We start from the raw sequence: 25,603 nt of genomic DNA, 5'->3' as shown, positions 1-25,603 counted from the left end.
GGCGCGGAAGGATCAGCGGTTGCCGACGTCGGAGGAGAGGACGGACCGGGCCATGCTCTTGCCGATGCCGTTGCCGGTCAGCAGCTGGCTGAGGAAGGTGAGCTCCTTGCCGCCGGTCGGCGTGGTGCGCGAGATCATGTCGAACACCTTGCCATCCTGCTGCGTGTAGTGCGCCAGCTGGGACACGGTGCCGTCCTTGTCGAAATAGACGGCGAGGATGCTCTGGTCGATCAGCTTCGGCTTCATGAAGGCGACCGGGCGGCGGCGCTTCTGCGAGATGTAGTAGAACACCTCGTTGTCGAAGGTTGCCGTGGTGGAAGGCGTGCCGAGCGAGAGCAGGACCTGCTCGCGGCTGGAGCCGACCGGCACGAGGGCGAGCGTCTCCTGGTCCACCACATAACCCTGGTTATAGGTCTGCGACACGGTGAACAGATCGCCCGAGCTCTGGCAGCCGGCCAGAAGGCCCGCGCACAGGATGACGGCGAGACCCGTCCGGTTCACAATATGCATGTCGGACTTGAAAAAACGTCTCGTCAACGACATCTCCCTTGAAGATACGCCGGCAGATGCGCCATTGCTTTTCGTGCCTGCTTCGGTAAACCAGCTTCCGCGATCATGCAACAAGACGATGCGCGTGCCCCCGGTGTTTCAGCGTGTTTGAAGCGGGGAAAGTTGGGCTTAATGATGTTTTTCGGGCTGTTCGGCAAAAAAAACGGGAACGCCGCGATCGTCGCCCGTCAGTATGACCTTCTGACGGCCGCCGCCCGGCAGCCGATGCTCTACGAGAGCATGGATGTGCCCGATACGGTCATGGGCCGGTTCGAAATGGTCTCGGCCATGCTGATTCTCTACTTCCGCCGGACGCGGGCCTCGGCGCGGCCCGGGCAGGAGATCGCCCAGGAAATCGTGGACGCCTTCTTCGAGGATGTCGATCACTCCATCCGCGAACTCGGTGTCGGCGACGTCAGCGTGCCCAAGCGCATGAAGAAGCTGGCGTCGATGTTCTACGGCCGTCTCGAAAGCTATTCCGCAGCGCTCGACCAGGGCGACGGCCCCGCGCTCGAAGCCGCGCTCCGCCGCAATTTTCACCCGAAGGCGCCGGCGGAGGCGCCTGCGATGACGGCGTTGGCCGACTACATGATCGCGGTCGAACGGAGACTGAGCGCGACCGACGAGGCCATGGTCGAAACCGGCACGCTCGCCATCCCGGCGCCCGGCCCGGACGCCGGCCATGGGGCGGTTCCCGGGATGTCCGCATCAACGGTGTCCCCGGCTGCCGACCCGATCCCACACACAGACACGACGCAAAGGAGCGCCCCGTGAAGTCCCCCGCACAGCCGCCCGAAAAGCTCGATGACGCCCCTGCCTATTCGCATCTGGTCAAGGTCGGTGCGCTCTCGGCCAGTCTGACGACGCTGCGGCTCGCCGCGGACGCGGCGGCGCTCGAGGCGCTGGCCCGGCAATGGCGCGTGACCGAGGTCCGCAGCCTGACGGCCGAGCTGCAGATCGCGCGCTGGAAAAAGGACGGCGTGCGCGTCAAGGGCCGGGTCACCGCCGATCTGGTGCAGGAATGCGTGGTGACGCTCGAGCCGGTGGAAAGCCATATCGACGAGCCCGTGGAGGCGACCTTCGTGCCCGACGGATCGCGGCTGGCGCGTGCGCTGACGGCCGAGACGCCGGAGACGGTGATCGACCCCGACGGTCCGGATGCACCCGACGTCTTCGTCGGCGATACGATCGATATCGGCCAGACCGTCGCGGAGCACGTGGCGATGGCGATCGACCCCTATCCGAAGAAGCCCGGTGCGGCCTTTCCCGACCACATCGAAAGCACGGAGCAGAACGACAAGCGCCCCAATCCGTTTGCCGCTCTGAAAGACTGGAAAAAGGACTGAACGGCCGGCCGTAGCGTTTCTTGTTCAGGGCCGGTTCAGGTATGAATCTTGGAAAAAAGGCCGTTTTGACGGAAAGCGGCCGGAGGAATTGCGGGATCGGCTCGCATTCGACCGCGTGAACGGTTAAGGACCAGTCCGGATCGCCATGCAGGAGCGCCGGCGCTTCGCGGCGCGGACGGGGCAGGCGGGCACGAAACGGACAGCAGGATAGGAAACACGTGGTCAGAATATCCCTCGATCTGATGGGCGGCGATCATGGTCCGCAGGTCATCATCCCCGGCGCCGCCAAGGCGCTCGAGCGGCATCCGGACATCCGATTCGTGCTCTACGGTCTGGAGGCCGACTGCCTGCCGATCCTCGAGAAGTACCCGAAGGTCAAGGCTGCAAGCACGTTCCACGCCTGCGAGCTTGCGATTGCCATGGACGAGAAGCCGAGCCAGGCGCTGCGCCGCGGCCGTGGCAAGGCGTCCATGTGGCAGGCGATCGATGCGATCAACCGCAACGAGGCCGACGTCATCGTGTCCGCCGGCAACACCGGCGCGCTGATGGCCATGTCGGTCTTCTGCCTGCGCACGATGGCCGGCATCCAGCGTCCGGCGATCGCGGCGATCTGGCCGACGCTGAAAGGCGAGAGCATCGTGCTGGACGTCGGCGCGACGATCGGCGCCGATGCGCAGCAGCTCATGGACTTCGCCCTGATGGGCGGCGCCATGGCGCGCGCGCTGTTCGAGATGGATCGCCCGACGATCGGTCTCCTCAATGTCGGCGTGGAAGAGATGAAGGGCCAGGAAGACGTCAAGGAGGCCGGGCGGCTGATCCGCGAGGCCAATCTCGACGGCATCGACTATTTCGGTTTCGTGGAGGGCGACGATATCGGCCGCGGGACCGTCGACGTCGTGGTCACCGAGGGTTTTTCCGGCAATATCGCGCTGAAGGCCGCCGAAGGCACGGCCCGCCAGATCGCGGAATATCTGCGTGCGGCCATGTCCCGTACGCTTTTGGCCAAGATTGGCTATATACTGGCGAAAGGCGCCTTTGACCGGCTGCGCGAGAAGATGGATCCGCGCAAGGTCAATGGCGGCGTCTTTCTCGGCCTCAACGGCGTGGTGATCAAGAGCCATGGCGGTGCGGATGCCGAGGGTTTTGCAGCGGCGATCGATGTCGGCTACGACATGGTCCGCAATGGATTGAAAGCCAAGATCGAGACCGACTTGGACAAATACCGCGCGACCCGGGCCCCCGAAGGGGCGCCGACGGGTGCCGGTGGCGAGGTTTGACAAAGACATGATCCGTTCTGTGGTTCGCGGTTTCGGGGCAGCGCTCCCGAAACAAGTGGTGACCAACCGTGACCTGGAGGCGAGGGTCGACACCACCGATGAGTGGATCGTGCAGCGAACCGGCATCCGGCAGCGCTACATCGCCGGCGAGGGCGAGACGACGGCGTCGCTCGGCGAAGCCGCCGCACGCGCCGCCCTCGACCGTGCGGGCCTGACGCCGGCCGATATCGACGTCATCATTCTCGCGACATCGACGCCCGACAACACCTTTCCGGCCAGCGCCGTCAACATCCAGGCACGTCTCGGCATGCAGCATGGTGCGGCCTTCGACATGCAGGCCGTCTGCTCGGGCTTCGTCTATGCCATGGCGACGGCGGACGCCTATATCCGCGGCGGGCTCGCACGGCGCGTTCTCGTCATCGGCGCGGAGACCTTTTCCCGCATCATCGACTGGAGCGACCGCACCACCTGCGTGCTCTTCGGCGACGGCGCTGGCGCCGTGATCCTGGAGGCGGGCGAGGGCAACGGCACGACGGCGGATCGCGGCATCCTCACCTCGCATCTGCGCTCCGACGGCACCCATCGCGAAAAGCTCTACGTCGACGGCGGGCCGTCGACGACGGGCACGGTCGGCCATCTGCGCATGGAGGGCCGCGAAGTCTTCAAGCATGCGGTCGGCATGATCACCGACGTGATCGAGCAGGCCTTCGAGGCCACGGGCACGACGGCCGAGGATATCGACTGGCTGGTGCCCCACCAGGCCAATCGCCGGATCATCGACGGCTCGGCCAAGAAGCTCGGCATCCCCCCGGAAAAGGTCGTCATCACGGTCGATCTCCACGGCAACACGTCGGCCGCCTCCATCCCGCTCGCCTTGAACGAGGCGGCAGCCGACGGACGCATCAAGCCGGGCGATCTCGTGCTGCTGGAGGCCATGGGCGGCGGCTTCACCTGGGGCTCCGTGCTGCTGCGCTGGTAACCGGCGGGCCCGCCCGTCGCTCGATGAAAAGCGAAAGGGAATGAAGCGCTTGACCCACGTGGCCAACGGCAATAGTCTCTCACGGAAATCGAGATTCCAGAAGATCTGTGGGGGATCATGAGCGGTAAAACGGTAACGAGAGCAGACCTCGCCGAGGCTGTTTTTCGCAAGGTCGGCCTGTCGCGTACCGAATCCGCCGAACTGGTCGAAACGGTCATCGACGAGATCTGCAACGCCATCGTGCGCGGGGAGAGCGTCAAGCTCTCCTCCTTTGCCACCTTCCAGGTGCGCGACAAGAACGAGCGCATCGGCCGCAATCCCAAGACGGGCGAGGAAGTGCCGATCTCGCCGCGTCGCGTGATGACCTTCAAGGCCTCCAACGTGCTGAAGCAGCGCGTGCTGAAGGCCCATCTGGCCCGCAAGGCCAAGCAGAAGCCGGCCGCGCCTGCACCCTGACAGCCTCGCCCTGGGGGCGCATGTCGACGGCGCCCGTTCGGGCGCCTTGCTTTTTCCGGTTGAAAACCTTCGCGTAAGCCGTTGAAAGACGGCCCGATTGTGCGATCATGCAGCGCAGAGCGCAGGGTTGTCCCGAATCGGGACGCTGCGGCACCCCGGTCATGGCCTCTCGGGATCATGACCCCTATGGCTGATTGAGGACGACATGGACAAGAGCCCGGATGCGTTTCGCACGATCAGCGAAGTCGCCGACGATCTCGACCTGCCGCAGCACGTGCTGCGCTTCTGGGAGACGCGGTTCGTCCAGATCAAGCCGATGAAGCGCGGCGGTGGGCGACGCTACTACCGGCCCGAGGACGTGGACCTGCTGAAGGGTATCCGCCATCTGCTCTACGATCACGGCTACACGATCAAGGGCGTCCAGAAGCTCCTGAAGATGAACGGCAACAAGTTCGTCGCGGCAATTGCCAGCGGCGACCTTGCGACCGTCGAGGCTCTGGCTGCCGCCAGCAACGACGAGCCACCGGTCCAGCAGCAACCGAAGATCGGCATGGCCGATGAGGACCAGATCGTCGGCCGCGCCAAAATGCCGACCAGCCGCCGTTTCTTCTCCTTCAACAATGGCGCCGACGACATGCCCGAGGTGTCCGTCGGCAAGACCTCCGTCAACAAGGAAGACCGGGCGTTGCTGCAGGAGGCCCTCTACGACCTTCTGGAGTGCAAGCGGCTGCTCGACCAGGTCCGTTGATCCCAGACTGCCGGAACCTGCCCGCTCTGCCGGTCTCCGGCGTCGTCGTCAAACGACGATAGGCGCGCCCGTCCGTATTTTAGTCGCGCACCATACGCCAGATCGTTCCCGATGTTCTTGTTTCGTCCGATACCGGACGCTCGTCCGCGCAGCGGGCCTAATGCCGGTGACGGAGGGAACAGCTTGCCTATTGGAGGGTTCTTCAGGTCTCAACGCCGGCAGAATGCCAGGCGAGACGAGGAGATGAGAACAATGGTAAAGACCTATTTGACCGCAGCGCTTGTCGCGCTGAGCCTGACCGGCACCGCCCTTGCACAGACCGGCACGAGCGCTTCTGGCGCAGCCAATGGTGCAGCACCGATGACCGGTGACCAGCCGAACACGACCGCAGCCGGCACCTCGTCGACGGGCGGCATGGCAACGGGCGCGGCCGGCACGTCCGGCTCTGCCATGGGCACGACGACCGGCGCCACGGGCGGCACCGCACCGATGACGGGCGATCAGCCGGCCTCGAGCGACAGCTCTGGTGCATCCGGCTCCATGGGCACGACGACGTCCGGCGCCGGCAGCGCAGCGGCACCGACCGCAACGGCACCGATGACGGGCGACCAGCCCTGCGCACCGGGTGCGACCACGACGGCATCCGGCACGGCTTGCCCCACGCCGTAAGACCTATCCAGCCGATGCCTGCCAGGCTCCGGCTGGTCCTGGAAAACGCCTGTCCAGCCGGAGCCTTCGAGGCTCCGACTGGACGGAGCGGCGACGATCTCCTGTCGATCCTGATCGGCATGGACACGGACTTCGAAGGTTGCCGTGCGGCCATGCTGCAACAGGCGACGTATAATGGTCCGGCATGTCTGCGATAGCATGTCCCGACCCGGTAACGGCCCTGCTCTAACCCTGAGCCCGAGCGCCATGCTCCCGCCGTCACACCCTCTCCCTGTCTTTATATTTCCAACACCGCCTCGACGCCGAATGCTGATTGCGGTTGGATGTCGCGCGCAGCGTCTCCATGCAGCGCGCCTCCGTTCGTGTCACCGAACCTGTGCGTCGGTGGGGACCGCTTCAGCTCTGCGTCTCGATGCCCGTGTCCGATGGTCTCTGCTGGCGGAACATCCGTGCTCGGTTCGCCTGCGCAGGCAACGGGAAAGAGGGGGGTAGCATGGTCCGGGCCTGCGGTCCGCCTTCAGGCCATCCTTGAACCAACAGGATCATTGGCGCTGTTCACCTCCGGCAACGAGCATTTTGCAGTCAGCCGGACATGTCGGGTCACCGCTCGTGCGGAACGCCGTGCGACAGGGAAAGGCCGAGGGCAGGGCAGTGGACGAGACCGATCTTATCGGTCCAGTGAAAATGGCATGCCGCGCAGGGCCTGTGCGCTTTACGGTTTGTTGTGATGCCTGTCGTTTCCCGAAGCCGCTGCACACGTTCGGGCGAGCTGTATCAGGACAACACGCGCTTGACGGCCGCCAACGGCGTCGGGCCGGAGCCCTCGACACAAAGAAAGGCCGCCGCTCCCTGGAGAGCGGCGACCGATGCCGGTGTTAGCGAATGACGAGGCGGAAGACTTCCGGTGCGTAGTAGTATCCGTCGCTGTGGCGGCGGTAGCCACGACGCGCCTCGCGATACCCGCGGTGCCCGCGCCAGTAGCCACGACGCTCCTCGCGACGTTCTATCCGGCGCTCGTGACGACGGTCGTGGCGCTTGATCCAGCGCGGACGATCGTCGCGATGGCGATACTGGACCGCCTGCGCATCGGTCGTCATCTGCACGGGCGCCGGTACGACAGGCGCTGCAGACGCGGTCGAGAAGCTTGTGAGGCCGAGGACGGCCGCAACAGCGGCGGCGCCGAGAACCTGGGTCAATCTGGTCATGGTGTCTTCCTTGCTAAGTAAGTCTTACTATTATTCGGTAAGCGATGAACCTAGGGTGAACCGACGATCCGGCCAGAGGCGGGTACGTTTTTCCTGTCGCGTGCGCGAGGCAGCGACGTCCGCCAGGGACGAATGCGATCACCGCAGCCGCGCTTGGGGGCGGTGTCCGGACGATCGGGGAACGAGAAAAAGGGCCGGATGACTCCGGCCCCTTCCTTGGCGATCTCGCCCGATTACAGCGTGCGGCGCGGATAACGCGCGCGTTCCTGCTCGACCTCTGCGGCGCCATAGGGGGCAGCCGTGTCGTCGAACTTCGTCCAGCCCTGCTCTGCATAGGCATTGCGACGCTCGACCGGATCGACCCAGTTCGACTTCTTCAGAATCGCTTCCGCGTCCATCTGCAGGGCATCGTCAACCTTCGCGGTGACCAGCGTGCCGCCGCGGCGGACGCCCTCGGCGTAGACATGCGCATGGTCTTCATCGACACCCGACGACGTCAGCGCACCGATGAGGCCACCTGTGGCGCCACCAGCGGCAGCGCCGGCAACGGCACCGAGGGCTGTTGCGGCGAGCCAGCCGGCCGCGACGACGGGACCGACGCCCGGAATGGCCATCATGCCAAGACCCGTGAGCAGACCGCCTGCGCCGCCGACAACGGCGCCAATGCCGGCGCCCGTTCCGGCGCCCTCGGCAGCCTTGCTGTCATGGTCGCCATCCTTGTAACGGCCATCCGCATTGTTGGACACGATGCTGATATCGTCGGATGGGATGCCACGGGCCTCCAAGGCGCTCACGGCAGCGCTTGCATCGCTATAATCGTCGAACAGTCCTGTTACAGTCTTCATAATGATTTCCTTTCAGCGCACGGACGCTTGTTATTTGGCGACGACGTTGCCCTGGTAATCCATGGAAACCGCAACGGATTTCCCATCCTTCATGGCTTTCGCCTGCCAGATGCCCTTGTCGTCCAGCATCAGGCCGTCGAGGCCTGTGTAACCGGCAGCTTCGATCCGTTCCTTGGCCTGCGCTTCGGTGAACGAATTTGCGCCTTCGACAGGTGCCGTCGGGTTGGCGGTGTCGGGCGTCGCGACTGCCGGCGTGTTGCCATCGGCGGACGGCGCGGGCGTCGTCTGGGCGCTGGCGCCAAAGGCGGATGCAGCAACGATCGCCGCAGCGAGAATGATCTTTTTCATTGGGTTCCTCCGTTCAAGACCCGTGTGCAGGTCTCGATGGGTAAGCTTTTGCCAAAGGAAATGTTCCGCAGAAATGCAATGATTTCGCGACTTTAAAGAGAGCGGTCCTTAGCAAGCGCGCGATCGCTCGCAAGGATTGCAGCGCCTCGACGCCCAGCGGAGAGGCCGCGAGAGGTGTCCCGCCACAGCCCGGCCGACGAGGGAAACCGTGTCCGCGTAAGGGCGAACCCGCACCCCTGTGAAGAACGAAACCTTTCCTTGACACATGCATCCGACCGTGAACAAAATAGGAACATAGTCCGCCAGTTCCGAAAACATTCCCACCTGAGAGTCGGCCCATGACCAATGTCCAGCACCATGCCAACGAACCCCTGGAGATGTCGATCGACGTCCTTGCCGAACATATCATCACCGAGCACGCGGGAGACGCGGTGGAGGCGGTCAAGACGCTCGTCATGGAGCTGGACTTCACGCGCGACCAGCTTCAGATCGCGTCCCGCTTGCTCTCGACGGGGATCGGGCGGGGGTGGAAGCCGCGCCTGGAGCGCCTGCCGGCCCGTCCGGAGGCGTGAGGTCATGAAGCACAAGCGCGGAATCGACCTGCGCACCGACATGGCCGCGCCGTTCGCGCCGGCCCGGATGCGCGAGGGGAGCTACGACCTGTGGCGTCCGATTGGAGACCTGGCGCAATACGAGATCATCGGCGGCACCTGCCCGACCTGCGATCACGTCGGGTGGCTCGACATGGCGATCGTCCGCCGAAGGGTCGGCGCCGAGATGAGCCTTCTTCATTTTCAGGAAAAGCTCGTCTGTCGGTGCGGCAACCGGGACGGCAACAGGCTGATGATCGGCACGCTGGCGCGATGACCGCCTGACGACGACAAGACGGAACGAAAAGCCGCTTAAAGGGCTTTTATCGAGCATGCGCACGACACCCCGTCGTCACAAGCGCGATACCAACGGAGTTTTCCATGGATCTTCCCCAGAATGCAGTCGTCGCGGTCGCGGACGGCAAGAAGCTGTCCCTCTTCAAGAATGAAGGTCAGGCCTCCAGCATCCAGCTCAAGGCCTTGCCCGAACCGGACATCGATGATTCGAAAATCCCGTCGGGTGGCCGCCATTCCAGCAGTTCTGCCAATCCGGGCGACGGACAGCAGGACGAAGACGGCTTTACCGCTGGCGTGATCAGCGCGCTGAACAAGCAGGTTCTGGATGGCAAGATCAAGAAGCTGGTGATCATCGCGGCACCGCGCACCCTGGGCGAGCTTCGCAAGGGCTATCACAAGGCCCTGTCGGACGTCATCGTCGGAGAGCTCGACAAGGATCTCACCGGTCACTCGATCCACGACATCGAGAAGGCGATCGCAGCGGCCTGATCGACGATCCCGCAAGCCCGAGAGAGCCGCGTCTGTTCGGCTCTCTCCCGACACCGCAAACCGGACATCCGGGACCGCGGCACAGCGTCCGTTCGCCGCTCGATCGCAGGATCGGGCGGTTTTTCATTATGTGGGGATGACGTTCGGGCCGCAGGTGAAAACCGGGCGGCAGCCGTGAGCTCTGGGGGAGCTCGATCAACCCGCTAAGTGGTTAATTTGAATGGTCGGAATGGCCGGATTCGAACCGACGACCCCTTGACCCCCAGTTTGGAAACTTGCGTTTCCTCAGGTTTCCCAGTGTTTCCCATCATATTGTTATTGAATGTAAAATTGGCTACGTTGTCTCAAGATCATTCATGTAGTTTCTTCTCGTTTCCGCTCTTGGTGGCGACTGGGTGGCGACTGGATAGATAGAACAAGGGGTCGCCAGTGCCGACATTGAAGCTAACCCGTAAGGCCGTCTCAGGCATCCAAGCTGTCGAGAAGCCGGTAATTTTCTACGACGAGGATCTCAAGGGATTTGGGCTTAAGGTGATGCCGTCCGGAACACGGACATGGATCCTTGAGTATCGTCCAGGCGCGGGTGGAAGGGGCGTTGCGAAGAAGCGCATCAAAATTGGCACGCCTTCTACCCATTCGCCGGAGGCGGCGAGGGACGAGGCTGCAAGAACACTTGCCCGGGTGACCTTAGGCGCAGATCCTGCGGCTCAGCGAGCGGAGGAGCGCGCGGCTCCGTCCGTGAGGGAAATCCTGGAATACTTTCTTGAGAAGCACGTCAAGGCGAAGCGTAAAGGTTCTACAGCGGACTTTTACCGGCATGTGATCGACAAGCACATCGTTCCAGAGATTGGGTCTATGAGAGCGGGACAGGTGACCAAAGCCGACGTCGCCCGCATGCAGGCTGCGATCTCCCGGCGTCGCGATAGGAAGACCGGCGGCAGGACCATATCCAATAGGGCACTAGCGATCCTCTCCGCTGCGTATGGCTGGGCAACTGGGGAGGAGTTGGTTCCGGAAAGCTGTAATCCCGTGAGCCGTGTTGAGCGGTACGCCGAGAACTCGAAAGAGCGATACCTAACGTCAGAAGAGCTCGCCGCCTTGGGTGAGGCTCTTATCGAGGCAGAGACTGTTGGCGTACCCTACGCAGTTGACCCAACGAAAGCGAAGGCAAAGCACGCGCCGAAAGAGGAAAACCGTCGCGTTGTCTTCTCTCCGGCCGTTACCGCAGCCATCAGGCTGCTAGTGCTTACCGGCTGCCGGCTGAGAGAGATTCTTCACTTGAGCTGGAGAGAGGTCGATCTCGAGCGAGGCATACTGTTCCTTGGCGACTCCAAGACAGGAAAGAAGTCCGTCATCCTGTCGTCAGCCGCGATCGCCGTCATTAAAGAAATTCCGCGACTAGGCCGATATGTCATAGCCAGTGAGAGTGCAGGAATGAAGGACGAGAAGCCAAGGGCAGATCTCAAGAGGCCGTGGTCTGCAATCTCGAAACGGGCAGGCCTGGAAGGTGTTCGGCTGCATGACCTGCGCCACACGTACGCTTCTATAGGAGCCGGCAGCGGTTTGGGGCTACCTATCATAGGCCGGCTGCTTGGCCATGCCGACACGAAAACAACGGAGAAATACGCGCATTTGGCAAGCGATCCTGTTCGACGTGCTGCTGATGCCATAGCTGACCGCATTGCTGCAGCAATGGGAGGCCGATGATGGCGAAGCTACCCGACGATTTTAGCCTACAGGCTTTTCCGATTGAGTCAGCTATAAGCGAGGGGCGAACGGAAGACGCGCGGCGGCTCCTTGTCGAGATCCTATTGACCGGCAATGCAAGCAAGGTGACGCAAAAGCTTGCGGCCGAGATGCTCTCACCAAAGCCGAGGAAACGGGGACGTCGAAAGACATTGCGTCAATACTGGTTTGAGATTGGCGAGCATTTCCATGATCTCCGCCGGCGTGGAGCGAAGTATGAGGACGCGATGCGAATCACCGCTGAGAAGTTCTGCTACTCTGAAGGACACGTCAAAAATGCCGTGTCGGAGTTTGACGCGGCTAAAGCAGCTCATGACGAGGCAACGAGAGACCTTCCGTGAAACACCGCACGAAAATGGGAATTTCGTGATCTAAACAAAAATGTAAAACGGTCGCATATTCCTTCCAACGCAAGGATACGGAGGGAAACACAGTGACGACGAACCTACGAGTTAAGCAGGCCGCCCACCATCTCGGTCTTTCGAAATCCACCCTAGACAAACTTCGCTGCTTCGGCGGCGGGCCTCGGTACTTTAAGCTCGGTAGGGCGGTGATCTACGAACTTTCGGACCTAGATGCTTGGAAAGCCGAACGCGCACGATGTTCAACGTGGGGTGCCCCGAACGATAACCGGCCGACAGCCCAAGTCTAACTACCCTACCATTTTCAGATCACAAACCCCTGCCAGTCCACAGCCGGCGGGCCGTCCCCTAGACGATCGACGCAATCCAGCGGTTAACCGGTAGAGCCGCGGGCGAGATACCCGCGTAAAATCACTACATATTTGAGCACACCCCACCACACACAAGAGCGTCCGACCCCCTGGTCGGCGGAGGAGAACGCATGCCCATTCCCCAAACAAACACCCCGACCCAAGAAGCCATCGCAATGGCATTCGCCCTTACGGGTCCTGCCGACGGCGTCGCCCGCGTCGCTCGTCTGGCAAATCATCGTCTCGCCCATACCACCGAGTGGGCAGGCTGGTGCGTGTCCAGCGTCGAGTTGTCCGCCGAGGTGGACCACCTGCATCTTGCGACTGTCCGCGCGCTTCCGGTCGGCCATTTCGCCGAAGAGGCGACGCTAATTTTCGCGTTGGCGACCGAGCCTGGGCGGGCTTCGCGCCGGTTCGACGCGCTCCTCCGTGCTTGCGGCATCGTTGACAAAATCGTGGACGATCGCGAGCTCGTCGGCAGGTACTTCGCGATGAGGGGGCGCGGTGCCGCGGCTTCAGATTTTGCTGATTTCGCGGGGTTGTTCGCTTGAGCGCGCCCCGTTCGAAACCCGTCACGGGCTACGGGCTCGCCATCCATGACGCGGACGAAGGTCGGACGTGCGGGTATGTCGATTTCTCACCGGTTCTGACTCCCACTGGCGTATCCGCAATGGCAAGCGTCAGACGGATGCGCTTCACCGAGGGGAATCGCGACCTGCAGCAAGCAGGGGATATCTTCTGCGTTGATCCTCGGACGGCAGAGTTCGTTCGCCATGCAATGAACGAGAAACTTGGCCGAGACGGGGAGGGCGGCCGATGAAGGTCATACACATCCAACGCGTTCCGGCGCAGCCTGGCAAAGCCATTCGCGCGCTTGCTTGTTTCGATTTGGAGTTCTCAGCCGACGTCCGGATGTTTGGTTTGAAGCTGATGGCGGCTCCTGATGGTCGCCGTATTGTCTACGCACCGTCGGCAAATGGAGGCCGGCGCTTGGCGACGTTCTCGCCTGAGCTTTCTGCAACGATCGCAGACATCGCCAACTCTGAACTGGAAAGGGCGAAAAACAGCCATGGCTCGAACCCCCGCCTTTAACACCGCAGTGCCCATCACGTTCAATGAAGCTGCCGTTCGCGGCCACGTCGAGATGTTGCATCAGTTGGCTGCCGGGCTTGCTGGGCTGCTGGTCGTGTCGACCTTCTACGCGAACCCAAACGGGGACGAAGACGTACCAGGCGTGGTCAGCCACCATCGCATCGGCGACGTCGACGGCATGGTCGAGGCCATATTATGCCATGCCGAGACACCGCATGCGAACGTGTTCGCGGGTCTGCAGGTCATGCGGCCCAACCTTGAACGCGGTAAACGAGGGACTGAAGCCGATATCGTTGCACTGCTCGGTCTTGTGGTCGATCTCGATGCCGACACAGGGCGCGACGGGGCTATGCCGTTCGATGCAAGTATTGTTCTTGAAACATCGCCCGGCAATCGGCAGCCATTCGTTTTGTTTGATAGTCCCGTTGCGCCAGCGGAAGCCAAACCGCTCGCGGCCGCACTCAAGCGTGCAACAAACTCCGACCATGGAACCGCGGACGTCGCCCACGTTTGGCGGATCCCCGGAACATTCAACTACCCGAATAAGAAGAAGCTAGAGCGTGGGCGTTCGGCGGATCCAGCACCGGTTTTCGTCGTCGAGGAGTGGCAAGGCGAGCTTATGCCGGTCGCGGATCTCCGCGCGGCGCTGGACCCGTGGGCCGCTGAGGTTAGGGAGGCGTCGCGCTTTGACATCGGGCAGCTTCCGGCGAGCGGCGGCGTCCAGGCTGGCGATCGGGCAGCGCAGTTGCTCGCAGCGAACGATGTCGGCGATAGGTCCGAGCACGCAGCACGCGTGGTCGAGCAACTTGCCTTCGATGGCCACACGGTAGAGGGCGGGATGCGTTTGTTCATTGATGCGCGTGGCGATTGGCTGCGGCGATATTCAACGGAAGAGCGCGCTGCGACAGATTTCCGCCGCATGTGGGGAAAGTTTGGTGTTCCTCTGATCGAGGAGCGCGCTGCACGCTCCGAAGCTGCGCAAGCATTCGTTGAAAGTGCAGCCGAGAAGGTCAGGATCGCAGCAAACGATAATCACGCTACACCGCTTAATGATACGCCTCCAATGCACCCAGACCCGTTCACGCCTCAAGCCGCCGGCGGGCTTCTCGAAAATATTGCAAACTGGATCCACGATACCGCGATTGTGCCGGTGCGCGAGCTGTCGCTTGCGGCGGCCATTGCTCTTCTCGGCGGATGCTTCGGCAAGTTGGCAATTGGCCCCACCAATGCTGGCGTCAACGGCTACCTCTGCACAATCCTTGGGACGGCGGGCGGAAAGGGGCACCCCCCAAAAGCCATCCGAAACCTAGGGGACCTGTGCGGCGCCGTGGGTGCCGTCTCGAATGGAGATCCGACCAGCTACGCGGCGATCGAGCGGATGCTGCGCAAGAACATCAGCACCGTCGCAGTGCTCGATGAGTTCGGCATCCTTCTCCAAGACGTGAATGGACGCAATCAGAGTTCGGCATCGGCCTCGATCCGCAAAATGCTACTCGCCATTTTTGACCAATCAAACAGCGTCTTCGACGGCCGGATCTACGCTTCCAGCGAGACGAAGAAAGACGACGGCCCGCTAGTCGGGCCTGCTCTCACCGTGCTGGCCATGACCACACCTAGCACGCTCTACAGCGGGTTATCCGCCGCATCAGTCTCGGATGGCTTCATCAATAGGTTCGTGTTCGTTACGGGAACGCGTGATGAGGGCAATATACGCCCGCCGCGGCTTGATGTGGATCTGCGCCCGCCGGCCGCTCTCGTGGCTTCGCTGCAAGGAGCTATCACTGGCTTCCCAAGAGGACCGAAGTCCGACGCGAAGCACAAAGTCCAATTTGCCGGCGGAGAAGCTGGTGACGCGTACAAGCGGTGGGGTCAAGTTTTCATGTGGCAACATCGTTTAGGCTGGGATCAGACCTTCAACGACATCATCGGGCGTGCCGCTGAAAACACAGTCAGGCTTGCGACGATCCGAGCAATTAGCCGCGATGCGAGATCGCCAGAGATCAGTTTGGATGACATCGAATGGGCGTGGGCCATCGTCTTTAGGTCGATCCACCTCATTGCGGAAGGTGTTGACCGCCACATGTCAGAAAGCCCGGCGGAAGCTCTTCGCAAAACGATCGTCGAGGTCATTCGGGAAGCGAAGGATGGCGTGGTCGCGTACTCCGTCCTTCTGCGGCGGAAAGGCATTCGTGGGGCAGACTTAAAGGAGATTGATGCCGCTCTCCAGTACCTCCTAGAGAGCGGCGAGGTCAGCATCGAAGGCCGATCGAAACCGGGCGCAGGCAGCAAGTTCCGGCTCCCCGTTTTGGCAACGTAAGATGCAACGTTGCAACGGCCCAGATCTGGTGCCTTGCAATCCTGGCAACGGTTGCAAGCTATTGCCATGCCATTGCAGCTAAAAACAATAGAAAAACATATATATAACAATAAGATATATATATTTTTTTATTCTATTGCCACATTGCAAATGTGGTTTTCTCTCTTCTTTTTGGGCTCAATTCCGATTGTCAGAATCCATGTTTGCAATGTGGCAATACGGCAATGGGGCAGCGAACAGCAAACACCTTGGAGGAAAAATTGACCATTCGACATCACCGCCAACAAGGCGGGCCGTTCCCAGGCAAAGGTTCAGCTCCCTCAATGGCGAAAGATTTTTACCTACCAACTGGACGAGCAGACTTCGAAGATCTCAATGACCTCGCCTCGCGCCGACCCAGCTTGACCGACGCCGGCAGTCTGGTTCCTGCCAACGACAACCGCCCCGCTAAGAAAAAGGATGCCGCATGACCCGAACAGCATCAGAACATCGTGCAGCCGTGGCCGGTTGGGCAGCAACAGCGCCGAAAACCGATTCCGCCATTTTTGGTCGCGAGACGAAAACCGAGAAGCCACGACACCGCGACTTGTCCGAACTGGCCGCACTGTTGGCGATGCGGAACCGACCGATCGGCGCGGCTGAAGGCGAGGGCGTGCCCGAAGAGCCTGCGCCAACTATCAGCACGAATTTCCGTCTTGTCGCCGACAACGATAACGCCCCGCCGGAAGAAGGATTTGGCGTTGATCGAACCCTCGAGATCACACCAACGATGGATGAGATCGAACGGGAAATGAGGAAGTCGCCGGAGCGCGGGAGCTACGTCGACGATAATGGCGTGAGCCGCAAGACAGTCGTTCGCATCGGGCGCCTGCGGTTCAGCGACGGCACTCAGACCGAGCGTGGCTACAAGTTGGACGCGGACAAGGTCGTGGAGGCAAACATCCGGATGCCTGTGGGCGGCATGCTTGGTGGCAAAGAGAAGTCCCCTCGCGATCGTGGCACGGAAGACGACGTCTCGCGAACCAACGCGCACTATCGCTGGATGGTTCAGGGGCGGCTTGCGGGGCGCCCGAAATCGAAAGCACCGCCCACCAGGGAAGAACGCCTCAGCGTCAATCGAGCCGCGGCTGCTGATATGCTTGCTCGTGCATATGCGAACACGCCCACGCTCCCCGAAATCACGCGCTGCCCCGACGGCTTCCCATACGGTCCGACAAACCTGGGTCAGTTGTTCACCGGCGGCCGGAAGGGCAAGAAAGGCGAGAGCGGTTCGCAAGCGTGGCAGGATATCTTTACGGAGAAAGAAAACCGGGACACCTTCAATCGCGCGCTGGAAGCGATGGCGGATAAGCATGTCTTCGCGTTAACGGAAGCTCTGTCGGCCCGCAGCTTGGCACAGCTCGGCGAGGCGCGCGGCTATAAAGGCCGTCATGCGATCGATGCGGGTAGGCGTCTACTGGTTGCCGCGAATGACAATTATCTCGATGCAATGGAGGCGGCGAGACACGCGGCGGAAAGGTAGGGGAAGTTTCCGACACTTCGCCCACCTATCAAGTGAAGGGTGGTGCAACGTAGTTGCGCCACCCTGATTGCTTCCGATCTCCCGTAGTGAGACGGACCCGTCGCCATGCTGCACTTCGTTGCAGCCGCTGAGTGTGCGGGTAACTATAGGGCGTAACGCCGTGAGTCTTTCGCTCAGCTAGCGCCTGGCCAGCTTAGGCTGGCTGTGAATAACGAAGATGCCGCGACCCAGTGATGGTGTTCGCCTGCGCCTACAGCCCGATCGACAAACCGGGACGGCGACTATGCTGCAGCGGTGCTTGTTCCGCTCGGCCATCTTCGTTTGCCTATTCGTGGTGCTGTCGGCGGACGTTAAGCGCAAAGCCTACCTGCTCAGGGGTCCATGGTATGGGGCAGGCGGTTATGGGAAGCGGTTTGCGCCCGGCCTTATGGCCTACCCGAAAGGATCGAAGCATGAGGGCTGCGGCGTTCATGCGGCACCACGATACTTATTGCCGAAGCCCCCATCTGCACTCAATTGGCGCGATGGCATAGCGTCTGCAGCGCTGCGCTTCGGCACACCAATGCAGCAAGGTGATAGAAGGCCATTCAGACGGAACACGCTTCGGTGCAGTTTTCTGTTTGGCTGAGGGATCCCTTGTTGTCACCCATCGCTGCCCGCTCCGTCTCCTCGGCGCCGCAGCGATCCTGCTGGAGGTTGAGTGTGCACGGTGCTTAGTTCACCCATAAGCCGCGCTCCCTCCAGCTTTCGTTTTTATGCGCGGTAGAGAAGCCCGGTATCTCGCCAGCCTCATAAGCTGGAGATCGTCAGTTCGAATCTGACCTGCGCAACCAGTTATGGAATGTAGCTCAGCGGAAGAGCGGGCGACTGTTAATCGCTATGTCGAAGGTTCGAATCCTTCCTTTCCAGCCAACCCCCCCAAGGCTCGCCATGCTCACATTACAAGCTGTCACGGTCGCTCGCTGCCTTGCTACTGCATGCGCCTTCCTAATGGTGCTGTCTGTCGTGGCCTCCTGCTCCACCGATCGCCAATGGGCTGACGTCGCCACGATGGTGCAGCACGCAACCTGATGACCGACACGCGACCGTGGCGCAAGCTCTACAAGACTGCACGTTGGCGCGCTGTCCGAGAGCGTCAGCTAAGCGAGCATCCGCTTTGCGAATGGTGCCTTGAGCGCGAAGAGATCACCGAGGCCAACGAGGTCCACCACCGCATCGCCCACAAGGGCGACCTTGACCTGTTCTGGTCGGGCCCCTTCCTGTCAACTTGCAAAGCCTGTCACTCCTCGAGAGGCCAGCGCGAGGACGCAGGGCAGACGGTTGTGGCCTACGGAGCGGATGGGTGGCCGATCTGATGACATATTAGACGAATAAATCGTCGCATCCAGATGATTTTGTTGCATTTTGTGCTTGACACACCGAGTCGGACGTGATATGATGGAGGGGATGCCCTCCGACCCCCGGAAAGGGGGTACATTAGAAGTCCATCATCGATGGGGTGGGTATCGGCGTTGGGCAAACGCGTACAACGCCACATTTCAAAATATGAGGGTATGACGCCATGGCACGGCAGAGAACGCCAGCCGCCAAGGCAGCAGTCACTGGCGCTGATAAGAAGAACAAGGGCCGGTTCGAGGAGCGAAACGAGCCTATCGTCGACGGCGACTTGGGTGAGCCGTTCGCTTGGCTGTCCGAAAATGCAAAACAGGCCTGGCGCGAGCTGGCTGAAGAAATTCCTTGGCTCAACAAGAGCCATCGAGGCGTCCTCTCGATAGCGGCAAAAGTCCGTGGGCGAATGATGGGCGACATGGTTAACGGCGAGACAGATGTCGGCGTCCAGGCCATGAACCTTTACCGGCAATGCTTGGGATCAATGGGAGCTACGCCAGCAGACGCATCGAAGGCGGGAGCTAAGCCAGATGGCGAAAAGACCGACCCTGCCGACGCCTACTTCTGACGACCCGACGACTGCATATGCGCGTTCTGTCATCTCCGGCGAGACGATCGCTGGGCCGCACGTCCGCAACGCATGCCAGCGCCACCTCGACGACCTGAAGAACGGCGCGAAACGCGGCCTGATCTGGGATCCGGCGGGCGCTGCGCGTTTTATCGGCTACTGCCGTGACGTTCTGCGCCTCAATGGCGGCCAGTTCGAAGGCCGGCCGTTCATCCTGCAGCCAAGCCAGGCGTTCATTGCCGGCTCTATCTTTGGATGGAAGCGCACGAACGAGGACGGCAAGATCGTCCGACGGTTTCGCCGCGCATATGTTGAGCAAGCAAAAGGCCAAGGCAAGTCGCCGTTCGCTGGCGCGGTCGGACTCTACTGCATGACCGCTGACGGCGAGGCGGCGGCCGAGATCTCCGCGGCCGGCAAGGACAAAGCGCAGGCCTTCGTTCTGTTTCGCGACTCAGTTGCGATGTATGAGCAGTCGCCGAAGCTTTCGCGTGAACTGACGCCGTCGGGCGGAAACCCCGTCTGGAACCTGGCGCACATCAAGTCGCGATCATTCTTTCGTCCGATCTCGCGCGAGCAGGCGCACAGCGGGCCGCGGCCTTATGTGGCGCTGGTCGACGAGTTGCACGAACATCCGAACGGCCACACGATCGAAATGCTGGAGCGCGGCTTCAAGTTTCGCGACCAGCCTCTGTTACTGATGATCACGAACTCGGGAAGCGACCGCAACAGCGTCTGCTGGGCGGAGCACCAGTGGGCGGTCAAGGTTGCAGCGGGCACGGAGACGCCAGACGACGATTTCCACTATGTCGGCGACGTCATCGGCACCAACAACTCCAGCGACGAGACGTTCAGCTATGTCTGCGCGCTCGACAAGGACGACGACCCGTTCACGGATCCGTCCTGCTGGGTGAAAGCCAATCCGCTTCTGGGTGTGACGCTCAAGTACGAGTACATCGAAGGCGTCGTCGCGCAGGCGAGGGACATCCCGTCGAAGCGCAACAACATTCTGCGGCTGCACTTCTGCGTCTGGACCGAATCCGACACTGCGTGGATACCGCGGCCGCTGCTTGAAAAGGTGATGGCCGACTTCGATCCGTATGCCGAGCACAAAGGCAAAACAATCAACGCGGCTGGGCTCGACTTATCTGGCGCGAAGGATCTGACGGCTGCCGCCTTCATCATCGAGACCGGCACAAAGCGCGTTGTCCGGACGGATGGCGAAGAGGTTGATCTGCCCACTTACGACTTGTGGATCGAGGCATTCACGCCGCGCGACACGATGGATGAGCGGTCAAAGGTCGACCATGTGCCGTACCGGCTCTGGAAAGAGACGTTTCACAAGGATGCAGACGGCAATGACACCTCGCAGCCATACATCAACGCTCCGGAAGGTGCGCGTGTTCGCTACGATCACGTTGCCGCCCTGTTCGCACGTATCAACGCTGAGCACGGCATCGGTGTGCTGGCCTTTGACCGCTATGCTTTCGACAAGTTTGAGCAAGAACTGGACGAGTACGGCGTCGATATCAAGACAGTAGCGCATCCGCAGGGCGGCAAGCGTAGGGCGAAGCCTGACGAGGATAAGGTCGAAGCGGCAAAGGCTGCCGGCCTGGAGGCTCCTTTGGGGCTTTGGATGCCGGGGTCCGTTGCGGCTCTGGAAACGCTTATCCTTGAGGGGCGCATTCGTTTACGCCGTTCTCCCGTCCTGCTTGGCGCTCTCATGGGTGTGGCAATCGAGACGGACCCGCTGATGGGCAATCAGTGGTTCAGCAAAAAGAAATCAACGGTGAGGATCGACCCGGCTGTGGCTGCTGCAATGGCTGTCGGGGCTGCGGTTGATGGCGAAGCTGCGCCAGGCGCCGACATCGGCGACTTCATCAACAACATGGTAATGGTGATCTAATGGGTCTCTTCGAGAGATGGCGCGGAGTGCCCATAAAACTCACCGACGGCGAGTTCTGGCGCGGTTTCTTCGGGCTGGGAACGACGTCAGGCGAGACGGTGACGATCGAAAGCGCCCTGCAGCTTGATGCTGTATGGGCGTGCGTCAACCTGATTCGCAACGCATTCATCATGCTCCCGTGCCTAGTCTACAAGGCTGACGGCGTGACCGTCGACACGAGCTCCGATCTCTACAGCCTGCTGCACGATATGCCCAATATGGACGACACCGCGTCGGACTTCTGGGCAATGGTCGCGCTGTGTTTCTGCCTGGACGGCAATTTCTTTGCTGAGAAGAAATTCAACGGTACCAGATTGGTTGCGCTTAACCCGCTACCTCCTCTGAACGTCGACGTCTGCCGCGACAAGCGTGGCGCTCGGTATTACGAGGTGCTTGAGGACGGGAAGCGCAGGCGGATCGCTGAGGACAAGATGTTCCACGTCCGTGGAGCGGTTCTGCCGGGCTGCGACCGCGGCATGTCGCCGATCGGCGTTGTCCGAAATGCGGTCGGCAACGCCCTTTCAGGTGAGCGCGTAGCAGGCAAGATGTTTGCCAACGGCTTTCAGGTTTCAGGAGTTCTGTCTTCGGACCAGATTCTAAAGCCCGATCAGCGCAAGCAGCTGGGCGATGTCTTGGGGCAGTTCGCCGGATCTGATCGCGCCGGTAAGATCGCCGTCCTTGAGGCTGGCTTGAAATATCAGCAGCTCACCATTGATCCAAAAGACGCGCAGATGCTGGAGACGCGCCAATACAGTGTCGAACAGATTTGCCGCATCTTTGGTGTTCCGCCGGTCATGATCGGCCACGCAGCCAACGGCACGACGACGTGGGGCAGCGGGATCGAGCAATTGATCCTGCAATTCACCAAGACCTGCCTTGGCCCGATGGTGAAAAGCATCGAATCCGCCATCTATCGTGACCTTTTGAGCAGCGAAACGCGCAAGCAGATGGTCGTCAAATTCTCGATGGAAGGCCTCTTGAGGGGCGACAGCGAAGCTCGGGCTGATTTCGTCTCCAAGATGATCCAGTCCGGCGTTTACACCGTCAATGAGGGCCGCGCTTACGAGAACAAGGCGCCGATCGAAGGCGGTAACCGCTCGATCGTCAACGGCACGATGACGCCGCTCGATATGCTCGGCAAAGACACCCAGGCAACGCCTGAACCGCCCGCAGCACGCGCTGCATAAGGACAAATCATGAAATTTGAACACCTGATTTCGGCCTTTCTGGCCGAACCCTGGGCGATTCAGCGCGAAAAACTGGGCATGTTGGCTGATGTTTTGGTCGCGCGAGCCGAGGGCGAGAAGCTGTTTTCCACCGAGTTTGCCGCGGCGATCGACGACGCGCGAGCAAAGGATATCGCCGAAACCGATGGGAAAGTCGCAGTTATCCCCGTTTACGGTGTGCTGGCGCAGAAAATGGACATGTTTTCCGCCATGAGCGGTGGATCATCCTACGCCGGCATCAAAAAAGCGCTGCATTCAGCGCTGTCCAACGCGGATGTGAAGGCTGTTGTGCTCGATGTCGATAGCCCCGGCGGCACAGTCCCCGGCACGGATGAGCTTGCGACCGAAATTCGCAAGCTACGTGGCGGCGAAAAGCCGATTATCGCGCAGGTCAACAGCCTGGCAGCCAGCGCTGCCTACTGGGTGGCCTCCGCAGCCGACGAAATCGTTGTGACGCCTTCGGGACGCGCTGGATCGATCGGCGTTTACACGGCGCATGACGATGTTTCCAAGGCTCTCGAGCAGCGCGGCATCAAGCGCACGTACATTTCCGCCGGCAAGCACAAGGTCGAAGGCAACGAGACCGAGCCGCTGAGCAAGGACACGCTTGCGCACGTGCAGGATGGCGTGAACCGCTCCTACAACAAGTTCGTTGCAGCCGTCGCCGAAGGGCGGGGCACGACGGTTGGCAAGGTCGAAGATGGCTATGGACAGGGCAGGGTGTTTTACGCCGAAAGTCTCATGGACCGTGGCATGGTCGATCGCGTTGCCACACTGGAAGAGACGCTTGAGCGCTTTGGCGCCGAAACGCAGCCGGCATATGTGCGGCGCGTGAAGGCAAGCAACCAGGCGCGCGCAGAGGCTGCGACCTTGCTTGCGAGCAAGATGGCAGCTGGCGAACCAATCACGAAACGTGAGTTTGAAAACGGCCTCAAGGGACTTGCAGGCTTCTCGAACTCAGAGGCAGAGCGGGCCGCTCGGCTCTACCTCAAGGCCGATCAGGGGGAGCCTGATGTCGAGACGGATGCTGCTGCTTTGACAGCGCTGAACGCGGCTCTGGCCGAAGCACGATCCTTCAAAATAAAGATCTAGGAATCCCCATGACCACTGAACTGGCAACAGGTCTCGCCGACCTGACGAAGTCGCTCGCCTCCATCAAGGAGAACGTGACCGAACTGGCGACCGAATTCACCCGCAAGACCGCCGACGGCGAGAAGATCTCGGCGGACCTCACCGACAAGACCGACAAGGCTCTATCCGAGCTCGGCGCCGTCTCCACGCGCATCAGCGACCTCGAAAAGCGCGCTGCCCGCGAGAAGGAAGAAGGCGTCGAAGAACAAAAGTCTCTTGGCCAGCTTGTTGTCGAAACTGCGGGCTTCAAGAACGGCGCCCTCAGCGGCACAGAGCGCGGCTCCATTCGCGTTATTGCTGACCGCGCCGCCATCACTACGGCGGACACCACGCAGGGCGCCGGTCGTTCCGTTGGGACGTCGCTTGTCCAGGGCGCTCGCGTTCCTGGCATTTTCGCACTTACTCAGCGTCAGCTGACGATCCGCGATCTTCTGATGCCTGGTCGCACCGGATCCAACAATATCGAATACGTCAAGCAGACCGGCTTCACGAATAATGCTGCTCCGGTTGCTGAAACGACTGCCAAGCCGTATTCTGACATCGCTTTCAACATGATGTCCGCCCCTGTTCGGACGCTGGCCCACCTTTTTAAGGCTAGCCGACAGATCATGGACGACGCTCCGGCGCTGGCCAGCTTCATTGACGGGCAGGCTCGATACGGCCTTAAGCTCGTTGAAGAAAATCAGCTGCTGAACGGCTCCGGAACGGGCCAGAACATCGCCGGCATCCTGCCTCAGGCAACTGCTTTCGCTCCGTCGTTCACGCCGACGTCTGCTACTGCGATTGACCGCCTTCGCCTCGCAGTTCTCCAGGTCGTTTTGGCGCAGTTTCCGGCTACGGCCTTCGTTCTGAACCCAATCGACTGGGCGAAGATCGAACTGACGAAGGATGCCGGCGGCAACTACATCGTAGGCCAGCCGCAGGGCGCGCTCTCGCCAACCCTCTGGAATCTTCCGGTTGTGTCTTCCTTCGCAATGGCTTCGGGCACGTTCCTGACCGGCGCCTTCAACATCGCTGCGCAGATTTTCGACCGTATGGACATCGAAGTCCTGCTGTCGAGCGAGAACGTTGACGACTTCGAGAAGAACATGCTTAGCGTGCGATGCGAAGAACGACTCGCGCTTGCCGTGTATCGTCCGGAGGCCTTCGTCACCGGTGCGGTTAACCCTGCTTAACGGTGTGGCGGCTTGATTACTTAGCTGCCAAAACCTACTTATCAGGTAGACGACCTCCTTAAGGACGCCAATCCTTAGGGAGGTCTAACACCAACGAACGGGTAGGTTCGGAGATGCTGTCAAAAGCCATTAATGCCACCACTTTGGCTGCGCAAGTCTTGTTTTCGCTTCCGTGTCCCGATTGCGGGGCGCCAGTAGTTGGGAAAACAAAGCACAAGAAGCGCTGCGATGATTGCAGGATAAAAGCCCGCCGCGAAAGTGATCGCATTGCGGCAGACGCAAAGCGGCGCAAGGCCGGGATCAAAAAAGTGAAGGGGGAGACTTTCGCATGTGAGCGCTGCTCGTGCGACTATGTTGCCACTTCGAAAAGTCGTCAATCATTTTGTCCCACTTGTCGCCCGATTGTAATGCTAGAGCGTGCACGAGCTATCTCTTACGAAAAAGGAATATACGAAGGGCGCAAACGTGTCGGTCGTGTGGAGACGTGCAAGCATTGCAGGGCGAATTTCACCGTGACCCGCAAAGGAAACTTCGTCTACTGCGGAGAATGCACCCTGCTCGCAAAAGCAAACAAGCTTCCTGATTCTGTTGCGAGAGTCCGCGCGTATGCCAAGACTTGGGTGGCAAGCCACCCAAAGCATTCTTTAAACGCTATAATGCGGCGTGGAATTCTGCGTTCCGTTGAAGACAAAGCTGGGCGCTCTTGGACATCTCTTGTGCCGTATACCGTTGAAGAACTCATGGATCATTTGGAGCGTCAGTTCACTGATGGAATGACCTGGGAAAATCGCGGTCTTAACGGCTGGCACATCGACCACCGACTGCCCCTCTCAAGTTTCTCGTATACTTCCGCTGAAGACCCTGAATTCCAATTCGCGTGGTCGTTAGCAAACTTGCAGCCGATGTGGGGAGACGAAAACATCCGCAAGAAAGATCAGATTTTGTACCTCATATAAGGCGCCTCTGGCGCCTTTTTCATAGGAAA

At 60.8% G+C, this 25,603-nt stretch carries 27 protein-coding genes, 2 tRNA genes and 1 pseudogene; 26 read left to right on the top strand and 4 right to left on the bottom strand.

Features of this window, described 5'->3' with window-relative positions; translation table 11 throughout:
• Positions 1 to 12: 12 nt before the first annotated feature.
• Entirely contained in the window at positions 13 to 543 is a 531-nt protein-coding gene (locus ASG25_RS02200; RefSeq protein WP_062468647.1) for an outer membrane protein assembly factor BamE, read from the bottom strand.
• A 141-nt stretch (positions 544 to 684) separates the two neighbouring features.
• Here ASG25_RS02200 and ASG25_RS02195 point away from each other — a divergent pair.
• The 7 genes and pseudogenes from ASG25_RS02195 to ASG25_RS02165 all read left to right on the top strand — a co-directional run.
• Positions 685 to 1,209: pseudogene (locus ASG25_RS02195) on the top strand (ubiquinol-cytochrome C chaperone family protein); the annotation flags it as partial.
• 110 nt (positions 1,210 to 1,319) lie between these two features.
• Entirely contained in the window at positions 1,320 to 1,895 is a 576-nt protein-coding gene (locus tag ASG25_RS02190; RefSeq protein WP_062468639.1) for a DUF177 domain-containing protein, read from the top strand.
• Positions 1,896 to 2,113: 218 nt separating this feature from the next.
• Complete coding sequence (gene plsX / locus ASG25_RS02185; protein ID WP_082479827.1) at positions 2,114 to 3,172, top strand: phosphate acyltransferase PlsX; 1,059 nt, start codon at positions 2,114 to 2,116, stop codon at positions 3,170 to 3,172.
• Positions 3,173 to 3,179: 7 nt separating this feature from the next.
• The gene (locus ASG25_RS02180) at positions 3,180 to 4,151 is read left to right on the top strand and encodes a beta-ketoacyl-ACP synthase III (protein WP_062468633.1); all 972 of its coding nucleotides are present in this window, start codon (positions 3,180 to 3,182) and stop codon (positions 4,149 to 4,151) included.
• 117 nt (positions 4,152 to 4,268) lie between these two features.
• Complete coding sequence (locus ASG25_RS02175; protein ID WP_062468629.1) at positions 4,269 to 4,607, top strand: integration host factor subunit alpha; 339 nt, start codon at positions 4,269 to 4,271, stop codon at positions 4,605 to 4,607.
• 205 nt (positions 4,608 to 4,812) lie between these two features.
• On the top strand, positions 4,813 to 5,355 hold the full coding sequence (locus ASG25_RS02170) for a MerR family transcriptional regulator (protein ID WP_062468626.1): 543 nt from the start codon (positions 4,813 to 4,815) through the stop codon (positions 5,353 to 5,355).
• A gap of 252 nt (positions 5,356 to 5,607) precedes the next feature.
• The gene (locus ASG25_RS02165) at positions 5,608 to 6,024 is read left to right on the top strand and encodes a hypothetical protein (RefSeq protein ID WP_062468623.1); all 417 of its coding nucleotides are present in this window, start codon (positions 5,608 to 5,610) and stop codon (positions 6,022 to 6,024) included.
• An 875-nt stretch (positions 6,025 to 6,899) separates the two neighbouring features.
• Here the strand turns inward: ASG25_RS02165 and ASG25_RS02155 are convergent.
• The 3 genes from ASG25_RS02155 to ASG25_RS02145 all read right to left on the bottom strand — a co-directional run bounded on the left by ASG25_RS02155 (position 6,900) and on the right by ASG25_RS02145 (position 8,422).
• Complete coding sequence (locus tag ASG25_RS02155) at positions 6,900 to 7,229, bottom strand: hypothetical protein (RefSeq protein ID WP_062468620.1); 330 nt, start codon at positions 7,227 to 7,229, stop codon at positions 6,900 to 6,902.
• A gap of 233 nt (positions 7,230 to 7,462) precedes the next feature.
• Positions 7,463 to 8,074 (bottom strand): general stress protein, encoded by a 612-nt coding sequence (locus ASG25_RS02150; protein ID WP_062468618.1) that lies wholly within the window; start codon positions 8,072 to 8,074, stop codon positions 7,463 to 7,465.
• A gap of 30 nt (positions 8,075 to 8,104) precedes the next feature.
• Positions 8,105 to 8,422: a hypothetical protein gene (locus ASG25_RS02145; RefSeq protein WP_062468617.1), complete on the bottom strand. Its 318-nt coding sequence runs from the start codon at positions 8,420 to 8,422 to the stop codon at positions 8,105 to 8,107.
• A gap of 338 nt (positions 8,423 to 8,760) precedes the next feature.
• Here ASG25_RS02145 and ASG25_RS02140 point away from each other — a divergent pair, with 338 nt between their 5' ends.
• The 19 genes from ASG25_RS02140 to ASG25_RS22530 all read left to right on the top strand — a co-directional run bounded on the left by ASG25_RS02140 (position 8,761) and on the right by ASG25_RS22530 (position 25,574).
• Complete coding sequence (locus tag ASG25_RS02140) at positions 8,761 to 8,994, top strand: hypothetical protein (RefSeq protein WP_062468615.1); 234 nt, start codon at positions 8,761 to 8,763, stop codon at positions 8,992 to 8,994.
• Between the two features lie 4 nt (positions 8,995 to 8,998).
• Complete coding sequence (locus ASG25_RS02135; RefSeq protein ID WP_062468613.1) at positions 8,999 to 9,289, top strand: hypothetical protein; 291 nt, start codon at positions 8,999 to 9,001, stop codon at positions 9,287 to 9,289.
• A 104-nt stretch (positions 9,290 to 9,393) separates the two neighbouring features.
• Positions 9,394 to 9,798: a host attachment protein gene (locus tag ASG25_RS02130; RefSeq protein WP_062468611.1), complete on the top strand. Its 405-nt coding sequence runs from the start codon at positions 9,394 to 9,396 to the stop codon at positions 9,796 to 9,798.
• Positions 9,799 to 10,227: 429 nt separating this feature from the next.
• Entirely contained in the window at positions 10,228 to 11,505 is a 1,278-nt protein-coding gene (locus ASG25_RS02125) for a site-specific integrase (RefSeq protein ID WP_062468609.1), read from the top strand.
• Positions 11,502 to 11,885 (top strand): hypothetical protein, encoded by a 384-nt coding sequence (locus ASG25_RS02120; protein ID WP_156379637.1) that lies wholly within the window; start codon positions 11,502 to 11,504, stop codon positions 11,883 to 11,885. Before ASG25_RS02125 ends, ASG25_RS02120 begins: the two co-directional genes overlap by 4 nt.
• A 92-nt stretch (positions 11,886 to 11,977) precedes the next feature.
• Positions 11,978 to 12,196 (top strand): helix-turn-helix domain-containing protein, encoded by a 219-nt coding sequence (locus ASG25_RS22020; RefSeq protein ID WP_082479826.1) that lies wholly within the window; start codon positions 11,978 to 11,980, stop codon positions 12,194 to 12,196.
• A gap of 191 nt (positions 12,197 to 12,387) precedes the next feature.
• Positions 12,388 to 12,807, top strand: coding sequence for a hypothetical protein (locus ASG25_RS02115; protein ID WP_062468605.1), 420 nt, complete (start codon positions 12,388 to 12,390; stop codon positions 12,805 to 12,807).
• Positions 12,808 to 13,072: 265 nt separating this feature from the next.
• Entirely contained in the window at positions 13,073 to 13,348 is a 276-nt protein-coding gene (locus tag ASG25_RS02110) for a hypothetical protein (RefSeq protein ID WP_062468597.1), read from the top strand.
• Positions 13,326 to 15,665: a DUF3987 domain-containing protein gene (locus ASG25_RS02105; RefSeq protein WP_062468594.1), complete on the top strand. Its 2,340-nt coding sequence runs from the start codon at positions 13,326 to 13,328 to the stop codon at positions 15,663 to 15,665. The genes ASG25_RS02110 and ASG25_RS02105 overlap by 23 nt, the downstream gene beginning before the upstream one ends.
• A gap of 466 nt (positions 15,666 to 16,131) precedes the next feature.
• Positions 16,132 to 17,187, top strand: a complete 1,056-nt coding sequence (locus tag ASG25_RS02100) for a hypothetical protein (protein ID WP_062468590.1) — start codon at positions 16,132 to 16,134, stop codon at positions 17,185 to 17,187.
• A 756-nt stretch (positions 17,188 to 17,943) separates the two neighbouring features.
• A tRNA-Met gene (locus ASG25_RS02095) sits at positions 17,944 to 18,020 on the top strand.
• 4 nt (positions 18,021 to 18,024) lie between these two features.
• Positions 18,025 to 18,099 (top strand) — tRNA-Asn (locus ASG25_RS02090).
• 158 nt (positions 18,100 to 18,257) lie between these two features.
• The gene (locus ASG25_RS02085) at positions 18,258 to 18,542 is read left to right on the top strand and encodes a hypothetical protein (protein WP_062468588.1); all 285 of its coding nucleotides are present in this window, start codon (positions 18,258 to 18,260) and stop codon (positions 18,540 to 18,542) included.
• A gap of 206 nt (positions 18,543 to 18,748) precedes the next feature.
• Positions 18,749 to 19,144, top strand: a complete 396-nt coding sequence (locus ASG25_RS02080) for a hypothetical protein (RefSeq protein ID WP_062468587.1) — start codon at positions 18,749 to 18,751, stop codon at positions 19,142 to 19,144.
• Positions 19,107 to 21,047: a terminase TerL endonuclease subunit gene (locus ASG25_RS02075; RefSeq protein WP_062468579.1), complete on the top strand. Its 1,941-nt coding sequence runs from the start codon at positions 19,107 to 19,109 to the stop codon at positions 21,045 to 21,047. The genes ASG25_RS02080 and ASG25_RS02075 overlap by 38 nt, the downstream gene beginning before the upstream one ends.
• Positions 21,047 to 22,273 carry a phage portal protein gene (locus ASG25_RS02070; protein ID WP_062468577.1) on the top strand — a complete coding sequence of 409 codons (1,227 nt, stop codon included), beginning with the start codon at positions 21,047 to 21,049 and terminating at the stop codon, positions 22,271 to 22,273. The genes ASG25_RS02075 and ASG25_RS02070 overlap by 1 nt, the downstream gene beginning before the upstream one ends.
• A 9-nt stretch (positions 22,274 to 22,282) precedes the next feature.
• Positions 22,283 to 23,404, top strand: a complete 1,122-nt coding sequence (locus tag ASG25_RS02065; protein ID WP_062468576.1) for a S49 family peptidase — start codon at positions 22,283 to 22,285, stop codon at positions 23,402 to 23,404.
• Between the two features lie 8 nt (positions 23,405 to 23,412).
• Entirely contained in the window at positions 23,413 to 24,618 is a 1,206-nt protein-coding gene (locus tag ASG25_RS02060; protein WP_062468574.1) for a phage major capsid protein, read from the top strand.
• A gap of 113 nt (positions 24,619 to 24,731) precedes the next feature.
• On the top strand, positions 24,732 to 25,574 hold the full coding sequence (locus tag ASG25_RS22530; protein WP_156379929.1) for a hypothetical protein: 843 nt from the start codon (positions 24,732 to 24,734) through the stop codon (positions 25,572 to 25,574).
• Positions 25,575 to 25,603 lie beyond the last annotated feature (29 nt).

The sequence above is a fragment of the Rhizobium sp. Leaf384 genome, assembly GCF_001424065.1.
GTDB lineage: Bacteria > Pseudomonadota > Alphaproteobacteria > Rhizobiales > Rhizobiaceae > Ferranicluibacter.
Note: the sequence above shows the minus strand (reverse complement) of the source record. Positions and strands in the feature narration are given on the sequence as shown.

What these genes read in the sequence shown, in the direction of transcription:
- ASG25_RS02200 (WP_062468647.1), bottom strand. Translation starts at nt 543, where the DNA reads ATGTCGTTGACGAGACGTTTTTTCAAGTCCGACATGCATATTGTGAAC.
- ASG25_RS02180 (WP_062468633.1), top strand. Translation starts at nt 3,180, where the DNA reads ATGATCCGTTCTGTGGTTCGCGGTTTCGGGGCAGCGCTCCCGAAACAA.
- ASG25_RS02175 (WP_062468629.1), top strand. Translation starts at nt 4,269, where the DNA reads ATGAGCGGTAAAACGGTAACGAGAGCAGACCTCGCCGAGGCTGTTTTT.
- ASG25_RS02170 (WP_062468626.1), top strand. Translation starts at nt 4,813, where the DNA reads ATGGACAAGAGCCCGGATGCGTTTCGCACGATCAGCGAAGTCGCCGAC.
- ASG25_RS02165 (WP_062468623.1), top strand. Translation starts at nt 5,608, where the DNA reads ATGGTAAAGACCTATTTGACCGCAGCGCTTGTCGCGCTGAGCCTGACC.
- ASG25_RS02155 (WP_062468620.1), bottom strand. Translation starts at nt 7,229, where the DNA reads ATGACCAGATTGACCCAGGTTCTCGGCGCCGCCGCTGTTGCGGCCGTC.
- ASG25_RS02150 (WP_062468618.1), bottom strand. Translation starts at nt 8,074, where the DNA reads ATGAAGACTGTAACAGGACTGTTCGACGATTATAGCGATGCAAGCGCT.
- ASG25_RS02145 (WP_062468617.1), bottom strand. Translation starts at nt 8,422, where the DNA reads ATGAAAAAGATCATTCTCGCTGCGGCGATCGTTGCTGCATCCGCCTTT.
- ASG25_RS02140 (WP_062468615.1), top strand. Translation starts at nt 8,761, where the DNA reads ATGACCAATGTCCAGCACCATGCCAACGAACCCCTGGAGATGTCGATC.
- ASG25_RS02135 (WP_062468613.1), top strand. Translation starts at nt 8,999, where the DNA reads ATGAAGCACAAGCGCGGAATCGACCTGCGCACCGACATGGCCGCGCCG.
- ASG25_RS02130 (WP_062468611.1), top strand. Translation starts at nt 9,394, where the DNA reads ATGGATCTTCCCCAGAATGCAGTCGTCGCGGTCGCGGACGGCAAGAAG.
- ASG25_RS02120 (WP_156379637.1), top strand. Translation starts at nt 11,502, where the DNA reads ATGATGGCGAAGCTACCCGACGATTTTAGCCTACAGGCTTTTCCGATT.
- ASG25_RS02115 (WP_062468605.1), top strand. Translation starts at nt 12,388, where the DNA reads ATGCCCATTCCCCAAACAAACACCCCGACCCAAGAAGCCATCGCAATG.
- ASG25_RS02110 (WP_062468597.1), top strand. Translation starts at nt 13,073, where the DNA reads ATGAAGGTCATACACATCCAACGCGTTCCGGCGCAGCCTGGCAAAGCC.
- ASG25_RS02105 (WP_062468594.1), top strand. Translation starts at nt 13,326, where the DNA reads ATGGCTCGAACCCCCGCCTTTAACACCGCAGTGCCCATCACGTTCAAT.
- ASG25_RS02100 (WP_062468590.1), top strand. Translation starts at nt 16,132, where the DNA reads ATGACCCGAACAGCATCAGAACATCGTGCAGCCGTGGCCGGTTGGGCA.
- ASG25_RS02085 (WP_062468588.1), top strand. Translation starts at nt 18,258, where the DNA reads ATGACCGACACGCGACCGTGGCGCAAGCTCTACAAGACTGCACGTTGG.
- ASG25_RS02080 (WP_062468587.1), top strand. Translation starts at nt 18,749, where the DNA reads ATGGCACGGCAGAGAACGCCAGCCGCCAAGGCAGCAGTCACTGGCGCT.
- ASG25_RS02075 (WP_062468579.1), top strand. Translation starts at nt 19,107, where the DNA reads ATGGCGAAAAGACCGACCCTGCCGACGCCTACTTCTGACGACCCGACG.
- ASG25_RS02070 (WP_062468577.1), top strand. Translation starts at nt 21,047, where the DNA reads ATGGGTCTCTTCGAGAGATGGCGCGGAGTGCCCATAAAACTCACCGAC.
- ASG25_RS02065 (WP_062468576.1), top strand. Translation starts at nt 22,283, where the DNA reads ATGAAATTTGAACACCTGATTTCGGCCTTTCTGGCCGAACCCTGGGCG.
- ASG25_RS02060 (WP_062468574.1), top strand. Translation starts at nt 23,413, where the DNA reads ATGACCACTGAACTGGCAACAGGTCTCGCCGACCTGACGAAGTCGCTC.
- ASG25_RS22530 (WP_156379929.1), top strand. Translation starts at nt 24,732, where the DNA reads ATGCTGTCAAAAGCCATTAATGCCACCACTTTGGCTGCGCAAGTCTTG.